Consider the following 21302-nt stretch of genomic DNA (forward strand, 5'->3'; position numbering starts at 1 on the left):
CCGCCGCCATCGCACGGCTCGCCCGCCGGCATCGCGCTGTTCGACGCCTTCGCCGAGCCGGTCGAGGCGCCCGCGACCCACGAGACGATCCCGCCCGAACCGCCGCAAGCCGCAATGGCTCAGGACGCGGCCGAAACTCCGGTTGAAAACCCAGTCGAAGCCATCGTGTCGCCGCAGGCCGCGCCGATCACATCGGGCATGAATGAGCCGTCGTCGGGCCAAGACTTTTCAGGTCGGGACTCGTCAGGTCGAGACTCTTCGGACCGAGAGCCGCCCGCACCGCGTCAGCATCCGCTGCGCTTTCTCTGGCAGATGGATGCAGAGGGCCGCTTTGTGCTTCTCTCCGACGAATTCATCCGCCTGATCGGCGCGCGCACGGCCGCAGGCTTCGGCCGCCCCTGGCGCGAGATCGCCGACGAATTCTCGCTCGACCCTGATTGGCGCGTCGCCCAGGCGCTGGCGAGCCACGACACCTGGGCCGGGATCACCGTGAACTGGCCGACCGACGGCGGCGCGTCTCTGCCGGTCGAACTCGCGGGCCTGCCGACTTACGACAGCCAGCGCAATTTCTCCGGCTTCAAGGGCTTTGGCGTCTGCCGCGATCTCGACGCCCTCAACCGGCTCGATGCCGCGAGGCGCTTCGAGCTCCTGGCCGAACCGCCGCCTCCGCCGATCGAGCCGCCCGAGCCCGAGCCGATACCCGAAGCCGAACTGCCAGACCCCACAAGCGACGCGAATTCACATCCAACCGATCCGGACACGCCCGTGGAGACTCCCTTGGAAACGCCTCCCAATGTCGTGCCGTTCCGCCCGCACGGCGATGCCAGGTCACAAGGTGACCAGAGATCGCCGACGCTGACGCCGGTCGAGAACAGCGCGTTCAACGAGCTCGCACGGCAATTGTCCGAACGGCTCGAACGCGAGCGCGAGACGATCGCGGCCGATAGCCCCGAGCCTGTCGCGGAGATCAGCGCCGAACCACCGGCGCCGGAGCCCGAGTCGCCGCACAAGCCAGCCGAATGGCTGACCGAGCCCGCGCCGCCGCCACGCGGCGCCAGCGCGCGCGACCGCACGCTGCTCGACCTGTTGCCGACGGGCATCCTGATCTACCGGCTCGACCGCCTGCTCTATGCCAACCCAGCGTTTCTGACGCGCATCGGCTATGCCAGCCTCCATGCGCTGGAGGATGCCGGCGGGCTGGACGCGCTCTATGTCGAGCCCGGCGTGTCCTCGGCCAGCAGCACCTCGCAAGCCGGCACGCCCGTCACGATCAGCGCGACGGTCGCGAACGGCGAAGCGCCGCTTGCCACCACCGAAGCGCATCTGCACACGATCGACTGGGACGGCGAGAGCGCGCATGCGCTGATCTGCGCGCTGCCGCAGGCTGCGCCCGTCGTCACCGCTCCCGGCATTGCCGAGCCCGTCGTCACCGAGGCGGTCGCCGCCGAGACCGTTGTCCCGGAATCCTTCCCCTACGCTCCCGAGCCCGAGCCCGCGGCCGGCGAAGCCGAGGCCGAAGATCTCGCCGCGATCCTCGACACCACGGCCGAGGGCATCGTCATGTTCGATGCCGAAGGCAACATCCACGCCTGCAACCGCAGCGCCGAGGCGCTGTTCGGCTATGACGGCACGGCGCTGCTGGAGCAGAATCTGGTGACGCTGTTCGCGCCCGAGAGCCAGCAGATCGTCGCCGATTATTTCGAGAGCCTGAAGAGCCAGGACATTGCGAGCCTGCTCGACCACGGCCGCGAGGTGCTGGGCCGCGAGAAGAAGGGCGGCGTCATTCCGCTCGCGATGATCATGGGCCGCACGCGGCCCGACGGCCCGAACTTCTTCGCCGTGTTCCGCGACCTCTCCCAGAGCAAGAAGGGCGAGAGCGAGCTGACGCAGGCCCGCCGCCTGGTCCACAGCGCGGCGAACGCGAAAGCCGACATGCTGGCGCGGATCAGCCACGAGATCCGCACGCCTCTGAACGCCATCATCGGCTTTGCCGAGGTGATGATCTCCGAACGTTTCGGCACGCTCGGCAACGAGCGCTACGGCGAATACATGAAGGACATCCGCGCCTCCGGCGAGCGCGTCATCGCCATCATCGACGATTTGCTGGAGCTGTCGCGGATCGAGACCGGCAAGCTCGATCTCAACTTCGCCAATCTCCACCTCAACGATCTCGTCGAAGCCTGCGTCACCGTGATGCAGCCGCAGGCCAATCGCGAGCGCATCATCATCCGCACCTCGCTCGCCCATGCGCTGCCGCAGGTGACGGTGGACGCGCGCGCGATGCGGCAGATCACCATGAACCTGATCTCGAACTCGATAAGGCTCGCCAGCGCCGGCGGCCAGGTCATCGTCTCGACCGCGCTGTCCGACCGCGGCGAGATTTGCTTGCGCATCCGCGACACCGGCCACGGCCTGTCGGAGCGCGAGGTCGCCGCCGCGATGGAGCCGTTCCGCACGCCGCCGCCCGGCGACGCCGCGGACAATGCGGCGCTGAACCTGTCGCTGACCAAGGCCCTGGTCGAAGCCAATCGCGCCCGCTTCAACATCAAGAGCGCCGGCCACGGCACGCTGATCGAAGTGGTGTTCGCGCCGGCCCTGGCGGGGGCGTAGGGGACGTCGCGCACAAGCCGTTTACGCCGCGCGCACCGTCTCCAAAAATCGGCTCACTTCGATCTTCAGGCGGCTGCTGTCGCTCGACAGCGACTGCGCCGCCGAGAGGACTTGCGAGGAGGCAGAGCCGGTCTCGGTCGCGCCCTGGCGCACGCTGCTAATGTTGGCGCTGACCTGCGTGGTGCCGGCGGCGGCGTTCTGGACGTTGCGCGAGATCTCGCTGGTCGCGGCGCCCTGCTCCTCCACAGCGGCGGCGATGGTGGAGGAAATCTCCGACAGCCGTTCGATGGTGCCGCCGATGGTCTTGATGGCGCCGACCGAATCCTCCGTCGCAACCTGGATGCTCGAGATCTGATGACCGATGTCGCCGGTCGCCTTCGCGGTCTGCTCGGCGAGCGCCTTCACCTCCGAGGCCACTACGGCAAAGCCGCGGCCGGCTTCGCCGGCACGCGCGGCCTCGATGGTGGCGTTCAGTGCCAACAGATTGGTCTGGCCCGCGATGGCGTTGATGAGCTCGATCACGTCACCGATGCGCGCGGCCGCCTTCGACAATTCGCCGACACGGTCGTTGGTCTGCCCGGCCTGGCTGACGGCTTCGCCGGCCATGCGCGCGGAGGCCTGCACCTGGCGGCTGATCTCGTTGACGGAGGCGGTGAGCTCCTCCGCGGCCGACGCAACCGACTGCACGTTGGTCGCGGCCTCTTCCGAAGCAGCCTCCACCAGCGTGGCGAGTTCGGTCGACCGGCTGGCGGTGGTGGTCAGGGACGTCGCCGAGGCCTCGAGCTCGTTGGCCGCAGACGACACCGTCTCGACGATCTCGCCGATCGCGCCCTCGAAATCGTCGGCCATCCTGATCATGTCGGCGCGGCGGCGCTCGGCGGCGAGCTTGTCCTGCCTGATCTTCTCCTCGGCTTCTTCCTGCGCCTTCCGCTCGGCGTTGATCTTGAACGTCTCGACGGCCTGCGCGATCTCGCCGATCTCGTCGGGACGGCCGAGCCCCGGCAGGACGATGGAGAAATTGCCGTTGGCGAGCTCGATCATCGCCGCGCGCATCGCCGACAGCGGCTTGGAGACCGAGCGCCCGATGAACACGCCAAGGCCGAGCACGGCGGACGCGATCAGCGCGATGGCGGCGCCGATCCACCATTGAATGCCGTCGCGTTCGACATCGTTGAGCCGGTCGGCTTCGCTGCGGATCCCGTCGACCGATTTCGACACCTGCTCGATGACCGGCTCGACGGCGGAGAAGGCCTCCGACATCGCCTTCTGCCGGGCCGCGAGCGCGAGCGCTGCGTCCATCCAGGCGGTGAAATCGCGCTGGTAATCGGCAAGCTTCGCGCGCAGCTCCGATTTCGCGGCATCGGACATATCGGCAGCATCGACCCCCGACAGGAATTCGCCCGCGCGCTTCTTCATCTCCTCGCCATAGCGGGCGTCACGGCGCAGCATGAAATCCTTCTCGTGACGGCGCATCATCAGCATGGCGATGCGCAGCTGCGCATTCTGCAGCTGGTCGACCCTGGCTTCGATGCCGTGCACGGAACCGCGCAGGCGGCCCTCCAGGCCGGACGTCTCGTCGAGGCCCAGCTTCTGCTTGGTGTCGACCACGGCGGTGAAATGCGCCTGGTAATCCCCGAGCGAAGCAGTCATCGCGTCGATCTGGCGCGCCAGCTCCGGCTTGCCGAGCGCGGCGATCCGGCCGCGCAGCTTCCCGATGTCGCCGGCGACCTCCTTGCCGATCTCGACCTGCCGCTGCGCCTTGGCAGCGTCATTGCGCAGCAGAAAATCCTTCTCGGCGCGACGGGCTTCGAGCAGCTCGATCGCGATCCTGCTGTTCAGCTCCTGGATCGTGCGCGCGTTCTCGGCGGCGTCGCGATAGACGGCCATCGCGCGCTCGCCATAGAGGTGAATGCCGCCGATCAGGACGACGCCGACGACGCCGATCACGCCGATGGCCGTGATCTTGTGAGTGAGACGAAGGGAGAGGAGCCGCATCAGGATGCCCGGGATGGAGATGGCCGATGCGGTTTATGAAGCGCTAATGCGTCAAAGCTTCCGTTAATTCCACGATACGTATTAATACGTGCGTCTCATAGAAATACACGTCGATGTGCACGGTGAGGTGCACAAGCGGGCGCCACGACGGAGACGCGGCGCCTGTCACGGCACATTCTCTCCCGCTCGAGGCGCCGCACGAGCCGGGCCTTTCTAAGAAAACGCCCCCGCATGAATACGGATCCGGCCGCGGCGGCGGCACTTTTGCGACCGCGGATTTGCAGAGTTCCGATAGCGATTTTAGCGCCACCTTCAAGAATCGCCCCGGGCACAACACCTCGGCACCGGTGCGCGGCTTCAGCCGTCGCTGTCAGGTTAATCGCCGCGACGGAAAGCAGCTGCAGTGTGTTCGATCGGACAAACAAACTGATAATTTGATTTAGATACCTCTCCCGCCAGCTTCGACGGCGCTGCCAATGCTTGCAGCCGCTCGCATCCAGGCAGCTCTGCAATCAACAGGACAAGAGGTAGGCGACATGTTTGGCCGCAGAAATCGTGATGACGTGAAGGCACAGATCGACGCGATCGGCCGCTCGCAAGCGGTGATCGAATTCGCGATGGACGGAACGATCATTACGGCCAACCAGAACTTCCTCGACACGCTCGGTTATGCGATCGAGGAGATTCGCGGCAGGAATCATTCCATGTTCGTGACGGCCGACCAGCATGGCGGCGCAGAATACAGGGATTTCTGGGCCGCACTGAAGCGTGGAGAGTTTCAGGCCGGCGAGTTCATGCGCATCGCCAAGGGTGGTCACGAGATCTGGATCGAGGCGTCCTACAATCCGGTGATCGGCAGCGACGGCAACCCGGTCAAGGTCATCAAGATCGCGACCGAGATCACCGCGAAGAAGCTGCGCGGCATGGCCGACGCATCGAAGCTCGCCGCCATCGACCGCGCGCAGGCCATGATCGAATTCAAACTCGACGGCACGATCGTGAATGCCAACGAGAATTTCCTGAACGCGCTTGGCTATAGTCTCGCCGAGATCGAGGGCAAGCACCACAGCATGTTCATGCCGCAGGCCGATCGCGACAGCGTGGACTATCGCGAGTTCTGGGCCGCGCTCCGCCGCGGCGAGTACCAGGCCGGCGAATTCAAGCGCATCGGCAAGGGCGGCAGGGAGGTCTGGATCCTCGCCTCCTACAATCCCGTGATGGACGACACCGGCAAGCCCATCGGCGTGGTCAAATTCGCGACCGACGTCACCGCGAGCAAGGTCAGAAATGCCGACCTCGCCGGGCAGATCGAGGCGATCGGCAAGTCCCAGGCGGTGATTGAATTCAACATGGACGGCACCATCATCACCGCCAACGCCAATTTCCTCGGTGCGCTCGGCTATTCTCTCGCCGAGATCAAGGGCCATCATCACAGCATGTTCGTCGAACCCAGCGAGCGCGACGGCACGGCCTATCGCGAGTTCTGGGACGCGCTCAACCGCGGTCAGTACCAAGCGGCCGAATACAAGCGCATCGGCAAGGGCGGCAAGGAGGTCTACATCCAGGCCTCCTACAACCCGATCCTCGATCTCAACGGCAAGCCGTTCAAGGTCGTGAAATATGCGACCGACGTCACGCGGCAGGTGCTGGTCCGCCTGGGCAACGAACGGGTCCGCGGCATGATGGAGTCGGTTGCCGCAGGTTCGGAAGAGCTCAACGCCTCGGTGCGGGAGATCTCCGAGGCAATGACCAAATCCCGCGAGACCGCGATGGGCGCGGTCGAACAGGTCTCGACCGCCGACGCGCAGGCCCAGCGCCTCACCGAGGCCGCGCATGCGATGAGCGGCATTGTCGAGCTGATCAACAACATCACCGGCCAGATCAACCTGCTCGCGCTGAACGCCACCATCGAATCCGCTCGCGCCGGCGAAGCCGGCCGCGGCTTTGCCGTGGTGGCCTCCGAGGTCAAGAGCCTCGCCAACCAGGCCAAGCAGGCCACCGACAAGATCGGGCAGGAGATCGGCAGCCTCAACAGCATCTCCGGCGACGTCGTTAGCGCGCTCGGCTCGATCAAGCAGGCGATCTACAATGTCAGCGAATACGTGACATCCACGGCCGCCGCCGTCGAGGAGCAGAGCACGGTGACGAACGAGATGTCGAACAGCATGCAGCGGGCAGCAGCGGAAGCCGCCGCCATGGCGAGCCAGGCCTGATCGCCAAACAACCAAGCCTGATCCCCAAACAAAAAGGCACGGCGCTTGCGGCGCCGTGCCTTTTCAAATCCTGCAGCCTCGGTCAGCTATAGATTTCGAACAGGCCGGCGCCGCCCTGGCCGCCGCCGATGCACATCGTCACCACGCCCCATTTGGCCTTGCGGCGCGCGCCTTCCTGCAGCAGATGGCCGGTGAGACGGGCGCCGGTCATGCCGAAGGGATGGCCGATCGCGATCGAGCCGCCGTTGACGTTGTACTTGGCGGGATCGATGCCGAGCTGGTCGCGGCAATACAGGCACTGGCTGGCGAAGGCTTCATTGAGCTCCCACAGATCGATGTCGTCGACCTTGAGGCCGGTGCGCTTGAGCAGCTTCGGAATCGCGAACACCGGGCCGATGCCCATCTCGTCGGGCTCGCAGCCGGCGGTGGCCCAGGCGACGAAACGGCCGAGCGGCTTGAGGCCGCGCTTCTCGGCGTCCTTGGCTTCCATCAGCACCACGGCGGCGGCGCCGTCCGAGAGCTGGCTGGCATTGCCGGCGGTGACGAACTTGCCGGGGCCCTTCACCGGCTCGAGTTTTGCCAATCCTTCCAGCGTGGTCTCGGGGCGATTGCATTCGTCGCGGTCGACGACGTAATCGACGATCGACTCCGCCTTGGTCGCCTTGTCGACGACCTTCATCTTGGTCTTCATCGGGACGATCTCGTCCTTGTACTTGCCCGCCTGCTGCGACGCCGCCATGCGGCGCTGCGATTCCAGCGAGAACTCGTCCTGATATTCGCGGCTGAGCTTGTAGCGCTCGGCGACGATGTCGGCGGTGTCGATCATCGCCATGAAGATATCGGGGGCGACCTTGAGCAATTCGGGATCGATCGATTCCTTCGGCGTGCCGCCGCCCGGCATCGAGATGCTCTCGACGCCGCCGGCGACGATGCAGTCGGCGCCGTCGGAACGGATCGAGTTGGCGGCCATCGCGATGGTCTGCAGCCCCGAGGAGCAGAAACGGTTCACCGAGACGCCGGCGGTGGTCTTCGGCAGGCCGGCGAGCAGCGCGGCCTGGCGGCCGATGTTCGGCGCCCCATGGGCGCAATTGCCGAGATAGCAGTCCTCGACATAATCCTTCTCGACGCCGGCGCGGTCGACCGCGTGATGAATGGCGTGTGCCGCGAGCGACATCGGCGGCGTGATGTTGAACCCGCCGCGGCCGGATTTTGCGAGGCCCGTGCGCGCATAGGAAACGATGACGGCTTCACGCATGTGTTTCTCCCTTGTCGAACGATTTTGAACGGAGCGTCCTGACGCCATTGGTACACAAAGTTTGACGAGCACGGGAAAGAAAAACGCCGCCTCCGGCGAAGGAGACGGCGTTGTTCCGCGGGTCGGAATATCAATGCGAGCGTCACTCTATCCATACGTCATGGCCGGGCTTGTCCCGGGCATCCACGTTCTTGGTCATGCGTTGGGAAGGCGTGGATGGCCGGGTCAAGCCCGGCCATGACGACGGTGGAAGCGTGACTTAGAACGTCAGCGCCTTGGCCTGCTTGACCTGCGGTAGCGCCTGCACCTTGGCGAGCAGGTCCGCCGGCACCGCGCCGTCGACCTCGACGAGGGCGATGGCATCGCTGCCGGGCGCGACGCGGCCGAGATGGAAGGTGGCGATGTTGAGCTTGGCATCGCCGAGCAGGCTCGCGAACCTGCCGATGAAGCCCGGCTTGTCCTCGTTGGTGATGTAGATCATCGACTTGCCGAACTCGGCGTCGACCCGGATGCCCTTGATGTCGACGAGGCGCGGCTTGCCGTCGGCATAGACGGTGCCCGAGACCGACCGCTCCTGCCGCTCGGTGGTGACGGTGACGGTGATCAGGCTTTCATAATCGCTCTGGGCGGCGCGGACGATCTCGTCCACCACCATGCCGCGCTCCTTGGCGACGACGGGTGCGGAGACGACGTTGACCTCGCCCAGCATCGGCCGCAGCAGGCCCGACAGCACGGCGGAGGTGATCGCCTTGATCTTCATCTCGGCGACGTGGCCCTCATAGGTGATCTCGACCTTGAGGATGCCGCTCTCGGTGAGCTGGCCGGCGAACGAGCCGAGCTTCTCGGCGAGCGAGATGAACGGCTTCAGCTTCGGCGCTTCTTCGGCCGTGATCGAGGGGAAGTTGACCGCGTTCGAGATCGCGCCGGTGAGCAGATAATCCGACATCTGCTCGGCGACCTGCAGCGCGACGTTCTCCTGCGCTTCGGTGGTGGAGGCGCCGAGATGCGGCGTGCAGATCACGTTGGGATGGCCGAACAGCACGTTCTTGTTCGCGGGCTCCTCGACGAAGACGTCGAAGGCGGCGCCGGCGATGTGCTTGGAATTGAGCGCGTCGACCACGGCCTGCTCGTCGACCAGACCGCCGCGGGCGCAGTTGATCAGGCGCACGCCCTTCTTCATCTTGGCGATCGCGGCCGCGTCGATGATGTTCTTGGTCTTCTCGGTCAGCGGCGTGTGCAGTGTGATGAAGTCGGCGCGCTTGAGCAGATCGTCGAGCTCGACCTTCTCGACGCCGATGTCCTTGGCGCGCTCCGGCGACAGGAACGGATCGAACGCGATCACCTTCATGCGCAGGCCGAGCGCGCGGTCGGCCACGATCGAGCCGATATTGCCGCAGCCGACCACGCCGAGCACCTTGCCGGTGATCTCGACGCCCATGAAGCGGTTCTTCTCCCACTTGCCGGCCTGGGTCGAGGCGTCGGCCTGCGGGATTTCGCGGGCGAGCGCCAGCATCAGGGTGATGGCATGCTCGGCGGTCGTGATCGAATTGCCGAACGGCGTGTTCATCACGATGATGCCCTTGGCCGTGGCGGCGGGGATCTCGACATTGTCGACGCCGATGCCGGCGCGGCCGATCACCTTGAGGTTGGTCGCCTTCTCCAGGATCTTGGCGGTCGCCTTGGTCGCGGAGCGGATCGCAAGGCCGTCGTAATTGCCGATGATCTCGGCGAGCTTGTCCTTGTCCTTGCCGAGGTTGGGCTGGAAGTCGACCTCGACGCCGCGGTCTTTGAAGATCTGCACGGCGGCCGGAGAGAGCGCGTCGGAAATGAGAACTTTGGGTTTGGTCATCTGAGCTATCCGCTGATGAGATGTGTTCAGCTCGTCACCCGCGGGCTTGACCCGCGGGTCCATCTTTCATGATGGATGGATGGCCGGGTCAAGCCCGGCCATGACGAGAATGAGTTGAACGAACTACTACGCCGCCTTGGCGAGCGCGGCCTTGGTCTCGGCGAAGGCCCAGTCGATCCACTGCGTCAGCAGCTCGACGTCCTTGGCTTCGACCGTGGCGCCGCACCAGATACGCAGGCCCGCCGGGGCATCGCGGTAATAGGCGAAGTCGTAACCGGCGCCTTCCTTCTCGATCAGCGCAACCAGCTTCTTGGAGAAGTCGGCCTGCGCATCCTCGGACAGCGAGGTGATCGCGGGATCGGTGAACTTGAGGCACACCGAGGTGTTGGAGCGGATCGCCGCGTCCTTGGCCAGGAAGTCGATCCACGGCGTCCTCGCCTTCCAGTCGGCCAGCACCTTGGTGTTGGCGTCGGCACGCGCGATCAGCGCCTTGAGGCCGCCGATCGACTTGGCCCAGTTCAGCGCATCGAGATAGTCCTCGACGCAGAGCATCGACGGCGTGTTGATGGTCTCGCCGACGAAGATGCCCTCGTTGATCTTGCCGCCCTTGGTCATGCGGAAGATTTTCGGCAGCGGCCAGGCCGGCTTGTAGGTCTCGAGCCGTTCCACCGCACGCGGCGACAGGATCAGCATGCCGTGGGCGGCTTCGCCGCCGAGCGCCTTCTGCCAGGAGAAGGTGACGACATCGAGCTTGGCCCAGTCGAGAGCTTGCGCGAAGGCGGCAGACGTCGCGTCGCAGATGGTCAGGCCTTCGCGGGTCGCGCTGATCCAATCGGCGTTCGGCACGCGCACGCCTGAGGTGGTGCCGTTCCAGGTGAAGACGACGTCGGACTTCGGATCGACCTTGGAGAGATCGGGGATTTCACCATAGGCTGCGTTCAGCTTGGTGACGTCCTTGAGCTTCAATTCCTTGACGATGTCGCTGACCCAGCCCTCGCCGAAGGATTCCCAGGCGAGCGTGGTGACCGGCCGCGCACCGAGCAGCGACCACAGTGCCATCTCGACCGCGCCGGTATCGGAGGCCGGCACGATGCCGATGCGATAATCGGCGGGCACTTCGAGCACTTCGCGCGTCAGATCGATCGCGAGCTTGAGCTTGGTCTTGCCGACCTTCGCGCGATGCGAGCGGCCGAGTGCTGCGTCCTTGAGATTTTGGGCGTTCCAGCCGGGGCGCTTGGCGCAGGGGCCGGAGGAGAAATGCGGCACGTTTGGCCGCGAAGCGGGCTTCGCTACAGTCATGATATCTACCCTTCCAGATAGTCAGCCTCCCGTTGGGGGGAGGTGTCCCGCCGCGGCTGATACGGGAATCGGGTAGTTCAGTCAAGGAAGTTCCGGGGCCTCACGCGCGAGTGATGGCGGCTCGGGTGCGAGATCAGGGGATTCGACGACGGCAAGCGCGTTCAGCAAGTCCGTGGCATCGCTGATCAATTGTGCGGCCCGGCGACGGCTGCCGACTTTCAAAATGCATTTGTCGTTGGCCTGCACGACATAATCGTTGCCGACCTTGATCATGGAATAGCTTGTCATCGAAATCCCCGAACCGACCGAGCCCGGTTTCTGACGCTGCCTAGCACCGTTCGTTCCTGCGGGAACGTGAACGAAGAACGGTTAGTTTATCAGGCCTTAAGATGAACGAACGCGCGATCCGATTCCGCTGATCAAGCAACGCGTGGGCCGCGCTGGCTCAAAAGCGGACAGTCATACCGACGTGACTGCCTGTGAATCCGAGCCGCTTGTAGAAGCGCTGTGCGTCAACTCTGCTCGCATGCGTCAGTAGCTCGACCAGATTGCAACCGCGCGCTTTCGCTTCCGTTACCGCCCATTGCACCAATTGCTCGCCGATGCCGCGGCTGCGGCAATCGGTGGCAACGCGCACGTCTTCGAGCAATCCGCGAATGCCGCCTTGCGAGCTGATGCCCGAGAGAACGGCGAGCTGCAGGCAACCGACCACCCTGCCCTCGATCTCGGCCACCACGAGCGTCAGATTCGGATCGCGCTCGACCCGTTCGAACGCCTCATAATAGACCGCCGGAAGTGGATCCTCGACGCGCTCGCGGGCGCGGCCGAGATGATCGTCGGCGAGCATCGTCACGATCGCGGGAACGTCGTCGCGGCGCGCGCGGCGAATGGAAACGGATTCGGCGCTCATGTCGAGAACTCCAACTCAGCGCGCTGGTGGAAGGCCGAGAAATGCTTCGACTTCGCCGATCCAGCGGCGGATGGAAGCATAGCGGCCGAGATCGAAGCCGCCCTCATGCGCCACGCGGGTGTAGGCGAGCAGCGAGACATCGGCGAGCGAAACCTCCTCGCCGGCGAAGAAGCGGCTGCGGGCCAGATGCTGCTCCATGCGGTCGAGCGCCGCATAGCCACGCTTGACCTTCTCGGGGTCGAGCTCGGAGGCGTCCTTGCCGAGATAGACGATGACGAAGCGGCACACCGCGATATAGGGCTCGTGGCTGTACTGCTCCCAGAACAGCCATTCGTCCATCTTGGCCGCGGCAAAGGCGTCGCGCGGAACGAGCGCGCTGTCGCGGGCGAGATAGCGGATGATGGCATTGGACTGCGCCAGCGTGCGGCCGTCGTCGAAGGCTACGGCGGGCACCTGGCCGGCGCCGTTCATCGCGAGGAATTGCGGCGTGCGCGTCTCGCCCTTGCGCGTGTCGACCTCGATCCACTGGTAGGGCAATGCGAGATGATCGCAGACCCACTTCACCTTCAGACAGTTTCCGGAATTGCTGTCGCCGTAGATCTTCATCCCTGCCGCCCCGCTTTGGAGCGACAGAGCATCAGGATGGAGAGGAGCTGTCAACTGCGACGCGGCGAAGCCGCGTCAGAACTTGTAGCCGACCCCGAGGCGCGCATTGTTCAGCGTCACCACGGTGTTCATCACAGGCGAGAATCTCACATACTCGTATTCCACGCGCGCGAACAGGCCGTCCCAGATGCAGTATTCGAGGCCGAGACCGGCAGTCCAGCCCACCGCGAACGCGTTCGTCCGACGCTGAGTCTGCGTCTGCGACTGAGCCGGAATGGGTTGCGGCGCTCCGAACGTGGTCGTCGTCAACGTGACGCCGCCGACGATGACGGTATTCGTCACATCCTGACGCAAATCCACGATGCTCGTCACCGAGCGGGACACGTCCATTCGACCGACTGCAGCGCCCATGAAGGCATACGGCATGAAGTCGCCGCCGTCCCAACCCACCCGGCCCCGCAGCGTGATCATGTCCTTGATCTTCGCCGTGGCGGTGCCGGTCAGCGTCACGTCATAATTGTTGGTGACGTTCGCGGGTCGGGTCTCACCGGACGGGTTGACGATCGTGAGCGAGTTGCTGCCCGAGGTGAACGTCGAGAGGTTGTTGAAGTAGCTGTAGCTACCTTCGAGGCTGAGAATGGCGTCGTACCATTGCCAGTTGCGGCCGATGAAGCCGCCGAAATTTGTGCTTTGGGTGTTGGTCCTGTTCAGCAATGACCAGTTCGCGGTCGGCTGCTGCAGCACGCTGTCGCGGAAGATATAGTTGGTCAGGCCGACCACGCTCTGGCTGAAATCGGTTGCGTCGGCCGTGTAGCCGCCATGACCGCCGACATAGAAGCCATCCCAATTATGGCTCGTCTTCGACAGACCGTCGGTGAAGCCGCCGCGCAGGATCGGCAGGTCAGGCATGTCGGCCGCGTGCGCGGCAGACACCGTCCCCAACATCGCTGCCGCCAACAAAAGCCCACGCATCGCAACGCTCCATCGAACTCGAACTTTCGCTGGTGATCATGGCTCGTTAACCTTAACCAATGGTTGCGCCAGACACTTTCGTCGCTGCGAAGCGATGAAAAATACGCAAAGCAAAACGGCGCGGGATGAACCCGCGCCGTTAAGAAGTCCTAACCGATGAGTTGGCTTATCAGCCCTTGGTGACCAGCGGCGGCGGCGGCATGTAGGCCGGAGGGCTGTTGAGATCCCAGCGCACGCCGAGCTTGATGTCGTGCGAGGTGATCTCCTTGACCTTGATCGAGGTGGGGCCCGAGGCGCTGTTGTCGAACAAACGGTAGTTGCCGGGCGCGCCGTCGCCGAGGTTCATGTAGCTGTAGGCGAGTTCGACGGTGAACCCGGGATTGACCTTGTAGGCGAGACCGGCGTGAGCGGCCCAGGCAAGGTTCCACTTTCCGTTGTCGGCGAAGTAGGCGACGCTGTTGTTGAGCAGCGGGTTGTACGACACGCCGTCGTCGCGGAAGCCGCTGATCTTGTTGTAGGAGCCGCCGACACCGGCGCCGATGAACGGGGTGATGCACCACCAGGTGCCGAGATCGACATAGGCGTTGGCCATGACGACCCACTCGGACTTGCTGCCGCTGTAATTGTTGACGCCGACAAAGCCGGGGCCGACGACGTTGTCGCTGCCGTGCAGATTGGATTTGCCACGGTACTGGCCGATCACGTCGGCGCGGAACCAGTTGTTGAAGCGATAGCCGACGCCGAGATCGAACAGCCCGGCCGAGTCGAAGCCGAGGCCTTCGGTCGTCTTGGAGAAGCCGGCCGGGAGGGCGCTCTCAATGCGCTTGGCGCTCTGGTTGGTCATGCCGATATCGCCGCGGAGATACCAGCCGCCAAAGTCGGCGGGCGGAGCCGGCGGCGCGTACATGGGAGGGGGCGCCGCGATCGGCATATCGGCGGCGAACGCCATCGACGAGATCAGGGTTGCCGCACCCGCGGCAAGGAGAGACTTAACGCTACGCATTGGCTTCGTCCTTATGGCCGGTGAGGCTCAATACGGGCGCCTCACGTTCTGGAAACTCACGAAGCGGACGATGCCAGCAAATGTTTAAGCGCCACTTAACCCTAATTTTTAAGGTTGATTTTTTCTCACCCCACACGCGGATGCGGCTGGAGCGTTGCAAAAATGCGGCGGTCGCGCGCGCAATTGCTAACGATGTGTGAAGCCGCAATGCGGCGAAGAATGCGGCGGTCGCGCGCGCAATTGCTAACGATGTGTGAAGCCGCAATGCGGCGAAGCAAGATTTGTTAACTTGTGTGCCGCGGCAGCTTCGGCAGGAACACCGTGAGCAGGCCGATCGCCGGCAGATAGGCGCAGACCTGATAGACGAACTCGATCGAGGTGTGATCGGCGAGCTTGCCGAGCACGGCGGCTCCGAGGCCCCCGATCCCGAAAGCGACGCCGAAGAACACACCGGAGATCATGCCGAATCTGTGCGGCACCAGCTCCTGCGCGAACACGATGATGGACGACGTCGTCGAGGAGATGATAAGGCCGATGACGACGCTCAGCACGGCGCTCGCATAGAGCCCGGCATAGGGCAGCGCCAGCGTGAACGGCAGTGCGCCGAGGATCGAAATCCAGATCACGATCTTGCGACCGAAGCGATCGCCCAGGGGACCGCCCAGAAACGCGCCGACCGCGTTCGCTGCGAGGAAGATGAAGAGATAGATCTGCGCGGCCTGCGTCGACACGCCGAAACGATCGATCAGGTAGAAGATGTAGTAGCTCGACAGGCTCGAGACGTAGAGCTGCTTCGAGAACAGCAACGCGACCAGCACGAGCAGCGCGAGGGCGACGCGGCGCGAGCTCGGCGCGTCGGGATGGGCCTGAACCGCGGCCGCCTTCCTGGCCTTGATCTGCGGCGCGTACCAGCGGCCGATGCGCCAGAGGATGAGAATGGCGAGGAACGCGATCGAGGAGAACCAGGCGATGCTGCCCTGCCCGAACGGCACCACGATCAGCGCCGCCAGCACCGGCCCCATCGAGGTGCCGAAGCTGCCGCCGAGCTGAAACACCGATTGCGCAAAACCGTAGCGGCCGCCGGAGGCGAGCCGCGCGATGCGCGCGGACTCCGGGTGAAACACCGCCGAGCCGAGACCGACCAGCGCGGCAGCGACGAGAATGACAAGATATTGCTGCGCGGCGCTGAGCAGCAACAGGCCGAAGAAGGTCGAGGCCATGCCGATCGCCAGCGAGTAAGGCTGCGCCTTCTTGTCGGTGTAGTGCCCGACCACCGGCTGCAGCAGCGAGGCCGTGAACTGAAAGGCCAGCGTGATCATGCCGATCTGCGCGAAGTCGAGCGCGTAGGCGTCCTTCAGGATCGGATACACCGAGGCGATCAGCGACTGCATGGTGTCGTTGAGGAAGTGCGAGACGCTGATGCCGGCGAGCACGACATAGGCAGGCCCGGCGGCCTTCGCAGCAACAGGCGCCACGTCGTCGACGACGACGGGCTCGGTCAGCGTTTCCTCGGAGACGACGACAGGCTTGTTCAATGCAACGGTCCTGGCGCGGCAGATTGCCGCGACCTCGTAGGTACGATGCAACGTGCGGAGGAGCCAGCGCAAATCGCAAATGGCTGGGATGCGCGGGTGCCTTTCCCTCTCCCCTTGTGGGAGAGGGTGGCTCGCCGCGTCAGCGGCGAGACGGGTGAGGGGTCTCTCTCCGCGAGTCCACTTGCGAGTTGTGCACGCGGAGACAACCCCTCATCCGGCGCTTCGCGCCACCTTCTCCCACAAGGGGAGAAGGAAGAGATCAAGCCGCCGCCTGGCCCAGCGCCGAGACGATGGTGTCGACGACGTCCTCGACCAGGATGCGGTCTTCGCCTTCGCCCATGACGCGGATCACCGGCTCGGTGCCGGAGGAGCGGATCAGGAGGCGGCCGTGACCGTTGAGACGCTGCTCACCGTCGGAGATCGCCGACTTGACGTCGGAATTGTCGAGCGGCTTGCCGCCCTTGTGGCGGACGTTCTTGAGGATCTGCGGCAGCGGATCGAAGCGGTGGCAGACTTCCGACACGGGCCGGCGCAGCTTCTGCACCACCGCCAGCACCTGCAATGCGGCGACGAAGCCGTCGCCCGTCGTGGCGTAATCGGACAGGATGATGTGACCGGACTGCTCGCCGCCGAGATTGTAGCCGCCGTTCAGCATCTGCTCGAGCACGTAGCGGTCGCCGACCGGCGTGCGGACGAGATCGAGCCCCTGCCCTTTCAGGAAGCGCTCGAGGCCGAGATTGGACATCACGGTGGCGACGATGCCGGGACGCGACAGCCGGCCGTCTTCCTTCCAGCTCTGCGCGATCACCGCGAGCAGCTGGTCGCCGTCGACGACATGGCCGCGCTCGTCGACCAGGATGACGCGGTCGGCATCGCCGTCGAGTGCAATGCCGATGTCGGCGCGCATCTCGCGCACCTTCTTCGACAAGGCTTCCGGCGAGGTCGAGCCGCAATCCTTGTTGATGTTGAAGCCATCAGGCTCGACGCCGATCGGCACCACATCGGCGCCCAGCTCCCACAGCGCTTCCGGCACCACCTTGTAGGCGGCGCCGTTGGCGCAATCGATCACGACGCGCAGACCGTCGAGCGAGAGATCGCGCGGCAGCGTGCGCTTGGCGAATTCGATGTAGCGGTCATGCACGCCGTCGATGCGGCGGGCGCGGCCCAGGCTCGCGCTCTGGGCGAGCCGCTTGTCGATGGGCTCGTCGAGCAGCTGCTCGATCTGCCGCTCGACGTCGTCGGAGAGCTTGAAGCCCTGCGGGCCGAACAGCTTGATGCCGTTGTCCTCGAACAGATTGTGCGAGGCCGAGATCATCACGCCGAGATCGGCACGCATCGACTTGGTCAGCATCGCCACCGCCGGCGTCGGCATCGGGCCGACCAGCAGCACGTCCATGCCGACCGAGGTGAAGCCCGCGACCATCGCGTATTCGATCATGTAGCCGGACAGGCGGGTGTCCTTGCCGATCACCACCCGGTGGCGGTGATCACCGCGCTGGAACGCAAGGCCCGCGGCCTGGCCGACCTTGAGCGCGAGCTCCGGCGTGATCAGTCCGTTGGCGCGGCCCCGAATCCCGTCGGTCCCGAAATATTTGCGGCTCATATCGTCCCCCAAGCAACAACCAGGGATTCCCCACTACAACCACGGGGTGCCGAAACCGGCCCCGCATCCCTGATTTGCTGAGGTCTTATAAAGCCATCGCGGCTAACTTGGCTTCAAAAAATATGATGAATCATTACGGAACCAGGGCGAGCGCGGGCGCGGTAACGTATTGTTAATATTACGCTTCCCGTGCGAGTCGCAAAAGATGGCGGAACCCGGCCTCAGTCCGAGCGCTTCACATGGCCGTCGGGGCGGCTCGGAGCCGGCTGGGTGACGTTGACGGGATCGGAGCCGGGAAAGGTCTCCTCCAGCCCCTCTTCCAGCGCCTCCTCGAGATCACGCTTCTCCTTGATCTCTTCCGCGGAAGGTCCAGCGTGCGGCCTGGTCATGGCACTCTCCTGCAAAACGTTCTGCAAACGATTTGGCTGTGCATCCAACCATGCTAGATGACCTCGAAATCTTCCGATGCAAGACTCTTGAGTACAAGACGGGCCGGGGAAACGAGCATGAAGCATATTACCTGTATCGACGATCTTCGCGCCCTGCATAAGCGCCGCGTGCCGAAGGCGTTCTTCGACTATTGCGACCGCGGCTCCTATGCCGAGGAAACGCTGCGCGCCAACCGCGAGGACATGCAGGCGATCAAGTTCCGCCAGCGCATCCTGGTCGACGTCTCCAAGCGCGACACCTCGACCACGATTCTCGGCGAGCCCTCGACCATGCCGCTGATGCTCGCGCCGGTCGGCCTGCTCGGCATGCAGCATGGCGACGGCGAGATCCACGCCTGCCGCGCCGCTCAGGCCGCCGGCATCCCGTTCACGCAATCGACCATGTCGATCTGCTCGATCGAGGACATCGCCGCCAATGTCGAGAAGCCTTTCTGGTTCCAGCTCTATGTCATGAAGGACCGCGGCTTCATCAAGGAATTGATCCAGCGCGCGATCGTGGCCAAGTGCAGCGCGCTGGTGCTGACCGTGGACCTGCAGGTGATCGGCCAGCGCCACGCCGACATCAAGAACGGCATGACGGTGCCGCCGGAATGGTCGCTGTCGAAGCTGCTGGATTTCGCCAGCAAGCCCGCCTGGGTCTCCGGCGTGCTGCAAGGCAAGCGCCGCACCTTCGGCAACATCGCCGGTCACGTGAAGAACACCGAGGATCTCAACCGCCTTGCCGAATGGACGGCGTCGCAGTTCGACACCTCGCTGAGCTGGAAGGACGTCGAGTGGGTCCGTAGCATCTGGCCGGGCAAGCTCATCATCAAGGGCATCCTCGACGTCGAGGACGCCGAGGAAGCCGCCAAGACCGGCGCGCAGGCGCTCGTGGTGTCGAACCATGGCGGCCGCCAGCTCGACGGCGCGCCGTCCTCGATCGAAGTGCTGCCGGAGATCGCGGATGCGGTCGGCGAGAAGATGGAGATCATGTTCGACGGCGGCATCCGCTCCGGCCAGGACGTGATGCGCGCGCTCGCGCTCGGCGCAAAATCCTGCATGCTCGGCCGCGCCTATGCCTATGGCCTAGGGGCCGGCGGCCAGGCCGGCGTCGCCAAGGCGATCGACATCATCCAGAAGGAATTGCTCACCACCATGGGCCTGTGCGGCGTCAACCGGATCGACGAGATCGACGATCATATCATTGCGATGTGAGGTGCCGTAGGGTGAGCAAAGCGACCTGTCCGCCGTAGAGCGAAGGCGGAAGCGTGCCCACCACCTTTCGCGGAGCCAGAAGAGACGTGGGCACGGCAGAAGTGCGCCTTTGCCGACCCTACGATTGCTGTCGCCTCACATCGGCGGCGTCATGCCGTCGCGGCCGACGCTGACGCGGTTGGTCTCGAACGAGCCGTCCGGCAATTGCTTCATGAAGGCGATGACTTTGGCGCCCGGCTTCAACTCGGATTTGTCGCTCGGCACGAAGGTCACCACGGGCGTGTTGTCGGCGACGAAGACTTTCTTCTCGCCGTCCTTGTACTTGACGAGCAGCGTATGGCCGTCATTGCCGACGACGCTTTCCGCCACCGTCGCATTGGTCATGCTCGAATTCGGCTTGAGGTCCCAGGGCCGAGAGCCCTCGCCGGTGCCGCGCATGCTCTCCGGAAAGACGTGAACCTCGACGGCGTTCTGGCCGCCGTCCGGTCCCGGCACGGTGGTCGCACCGATGAACGAACCCGGCTTGATGTCGGCGAGTGAAATTTTGGTAATGCCTGACACGTTGACGTCAGGTGCGATGCGCAGCTTGACGTCCTCGCCGCTGCGCGACTTGACCTGCATGGTGTCGCCGTTGACGGCTTCGATGGTGCCGCGCACCCGCGTGGGCACCGGCGCCCTCTGGGCGAAGGCGCCGTAAGTCGAGACGGCCACCATCGCGACGGCGATCAGTGGACGTGTGAAAGTTGCACGTTGAATAGCCATAACGGTCTCCGATTGTCCCACGACGGTAGAACTCCGGAGATGGTGTGCTATTCGCCGCGCCCCGCTCAAGTCTTTGTGAGATCGGCCTCGACCAAAGCGCGCAGCTCGGCCGTGACCTGCGGCCGCCGGCCGAACCACAGTTCGAAGCCGCGCACCGCCTGGTGCAGGAGCATGCCGAGTCCATCTGCGGTCTTCAGGCCCCGCGCCGTCGCGGCGGCGAGCAGCGGCGTCACCAGCGGAACATAAACGAGGTCGGCAACCACCGCCGCCGGCGGCAGGCGCGCGACATCCACATCGAGTGACGGCTGGCCGTGCATGCCGAGCGAGGTCGTGTTCACGAGAAGTTTTGCGCGCGGGAGCAAGTCCCCCATCGCGTCCCATGTCACGGGATGCACGTTCGGTCCGAACTGGCTTGCAAGGGTCTCGGCCCGCGCGATGGTGCGATTGGCAAGATGCACGCGCGTGATGCCGCGTTCGAGCAGCCCGAACACGACCGCGCGCGAGGAACCGCCGGCGCCCAGCACCAGCGCCTCCTCGGCCGCGTCCCAGCCGGGCGCGCTGGCGTCGAGATTGCCGATGAAGCCTTCGACGTCGGTGTTGGTCGAGCGCAGCTCGCCGTCGGCAAACCACAGCGTGTTGGCCGCGCCCACGGCCTTGGCGCGGACATCGGGCCTCGACAGCGCCAGCACGCCTTCCTTGTGCGGGATGGTGACGTTGGCGCCGACGAAGCCGCGCAGCGACAGCCGCAGCACGAAATCCCTGAGATCCTCGGGCGGCACCGCCTCAATGACGTAGCCGCCTTCAATGCCGAGCGTCCGCAGCCAGTAGTGATGGATCAGCGGCGAGCGCGAATGCGCGGCCGGCCATCCGATCAGACAGGCTGCAGGAGCTTTGGACGCGGTCATCTTTCCCTCGGGGTGATAGTCCCGAGGCGATCCATTTCGCGTCGCGCCCGCTCTGTCAAGCGCGTGCGCCGCGGTGGCCGGAGGAGAACGGCTGGCGGTCAGCTCGCCGCAGCCTCCTCGACCGCGCCGCCCTTGATGTCGG

At 64.7% G+C, this 21302-nt stretch carries 17 protein-coding genes; 3 read left to right on the plus strand and 14 right to left on the minus strand.

Translation table 11 applies throughout. From position 1 onward, the window contains the following. The coding region (locus SE92_RS18240) for a PAS domain-containing sensor histidine kinase (RefSeq protein WP_063921223.1) at nt 1-2610 on the plus strand (2610 nt) is incomplete at its 5' end. 21 nt (nt 2611-2631) lie between these two features. Here the strand turns inward: SE92_RS18240 and SE92_RS18245 are convergent. Then, entirely contained in the window at nt 2632-4605 is a 1974-nt protein-coding gene (locus tag SE92_RS18245; protein WP_198172692.1) for a methyl-accepting chemotaxis protein, read from the minus strand. A gap of 536 nt (nt 4606-5141) precedes the next feature. Between SE92_RS18245 and SE92_RS18250 the strand changes: the two genes are divergently transcribed. Further along, the gene (locus SE92_RS18250; protein ID WP_063197167.1) at nt 5142-6818 is read left to right on the plus strand and encodes a methyl-accepting chemotaxis protein; all 1677 of its coding nucleotides are present in this window, start codon (nt 5142-5144) and stop codon (nt 6816-6818) included. 82 nt (nt 6819-6900) lie between these two features. On the opposite strand, the gene SE92_RS18255 is transcribed toward SE92_RS18250, so the two are convergent. The 11 genes from SE92_RS18255 to SE92_RS36720 all read right to left on the minus strand — a co-directional run bounded on the left by SE92_RS18255 (nt 6901) and on the right by SE92_RS36720 (nt 18239). Further along, nucleotides 6901-8073, minus strand: coding sequence for a thiolase family protein (locus SE92_RS18255; protein WP_063197169.1), 1173 nt, complete (start codon nt 8071-8073; stop codon nt 6901-6903). Nucleotides 8074-8332: 259 nt separating this feature from the next. Further along, nucleotides 8333-9922, minus strand: coding sequence for a phosphoglycerate dehydrogenase (gene serA, locus SE92_RS18260; RefSeq protein ID WP_063197171.1), 1590 nt, complete (start codon nt 9920-9922; stop codon nt 8333-8335). 126 nt (nt 9923-10048) lie between these two features. Beyond that, nucleotides 10049-11221, minus strand: coding sequence for a phosphoserine transaminase (locus SE92_RS18265; RefSeq protein WP_063197173.1), 1173 nt, complete (start codon nt 11219-11221; stop codon nt 10049-10051). Between the two features lie 81 nt (nt 11222-11302). Next, nucleotides 11303-11494 carry a hypothetical protein gene (locus SE92_RS18270; protein WP_245324637.1) on the minus strand — a complete coding sequence of 64 codons (192 nt, stop codon included), beginning with the start codon at nt 11492-11494 and terminating at the stop codon, nt 11303-11305. Nucleotides 11495-11666: 172 nt separating this feature from the next. Next, the gene (locus SE92_RS18275; RefSeq protein WP_063197177.1) at nt 11667-12131 is read right to left on the minus strand and encodes a GNAT family N-acetyltransferase; all 465 of its coding nucleotides are present in this window, start codon (nt 12129-12131) and stop codon (nt 11667-11669) included. Between the two features lie 15 nt (nt 12132-12146). Next, the gene (locus SE92_RS18280; protein WP_063197179.1) at nt 12147-12737 is read right to left on the minus strand and encodes a glutathione S-transferase family protein; all 591 of its coding nucleotides are present in this window, start codon (nt 12735-12737) and stop codon (nt 12147-12149) included. Between the two features lie 75 nt (nt 12738-12812). Beyond that, on the minus strand, nt 12813-13709 hold the full coding sequence (locus SE92_RS18285) for an outer membrane protein (RefSeq protein WP_063197181.1): 897 nt from the start codon (nt 13707-13709) through the stop codon (nt 12813-12815). Between the two features lie 169 nt (nt 13710-13878). Then, nucleotides 13879-14712: an outer membrane protein gene (locus SE92_RS18290; RefSeq protein ID WP_063197183.1), complete on the minus strand. Its 834-nt coding sequence runs from the start codon at nt 14710-14712 to the stop codon at nt 13879-13881. Between the two features lie 284 nt (nt 14713-14996). Further along, nucleotides 14997-16247, minus strand: a complete 1251-nt coding sequence (locus tag SE92_RS18295) for an MFS transporter (RefSeq protein ID WP_063203613.1) — start codon at nt 16245-16247, stop codon at nt 14997-14999. Between the two features lie 259 nt (nt 16248-16506). Then, nucleotides 16507-17850, minus strand: coding sequence for a phosphoglucosamine mutase (gene glmM, locus SE92_RS18300; protein ID WP_063197185.1), 1344 nt, complete (start codon nt 17848-17850; stop codon nt 16507-16509). Nucleotides 17851-18071: 221 nt separating this feature from the next. Continuing rightward, entirely contained in the window at nt 18072-18239 is a 168-nt protein-coding gene (locus SE92_RS36720) for a hypothetical protein (protein ID WP_198172694.1), read from the minus strand. Nucleotides 18240-18356: 117 nt separating this feature from the next. Between SE92_RS36720 and SE92_RS18305 the strand changes: the two genes are divergently transcribed. Next, complete coding sequence (locus tag SE92_RS18305; RefSeq protein WP_063197187.1) at nt 18357-19493, plus strand: alpha-hydroxy acid oxidase; 1137 nt, start codon at nt 18357-18359, stop codon at nt 19491-19493. A gap of 135 nt (nt 19494-19628) precedes the next feature. On the opposite strand, the gene SE92_RS18310 is transcribed toward SE92_RS18305, so the two are convergent. Together SE92_RS18310 and SE92_RS18315 are read right to left on the minus strand one after the other, a co-directional pair. Beyond that, on the minus strand, nt 19629-20255 hold the full coding sequence (locus SE92_RS18310; RefSeq protein WP_063197188.1) for a hypothetical protein: 627 nt from the start codon (nt 20253-20255) through the stop codon (nt 19629-19631). 65 nt (nt 20256-20320) lie between these two features. After that, a complete protein-coding gene (locus SE92_RS18315; RefSeq protein ID WP_063197190.1) occupies nt 20321-21160 on the minus strand; it encodes a shikimate dehydrogenase in 840 nt (279 codons plus the stop codon). Between the last annotated feature and the right edge of the window lie 142 nt (nt 21161-21302).

The organism is Bradyrhizobium sp. AT1 (genome assembly GCF_001590795.1).
GTDB lineage: Bacteria > Pseudomonadota > Alphaproteobacteria > Rhizobiales > Xanthobacteraceae > Bradyrhizobium.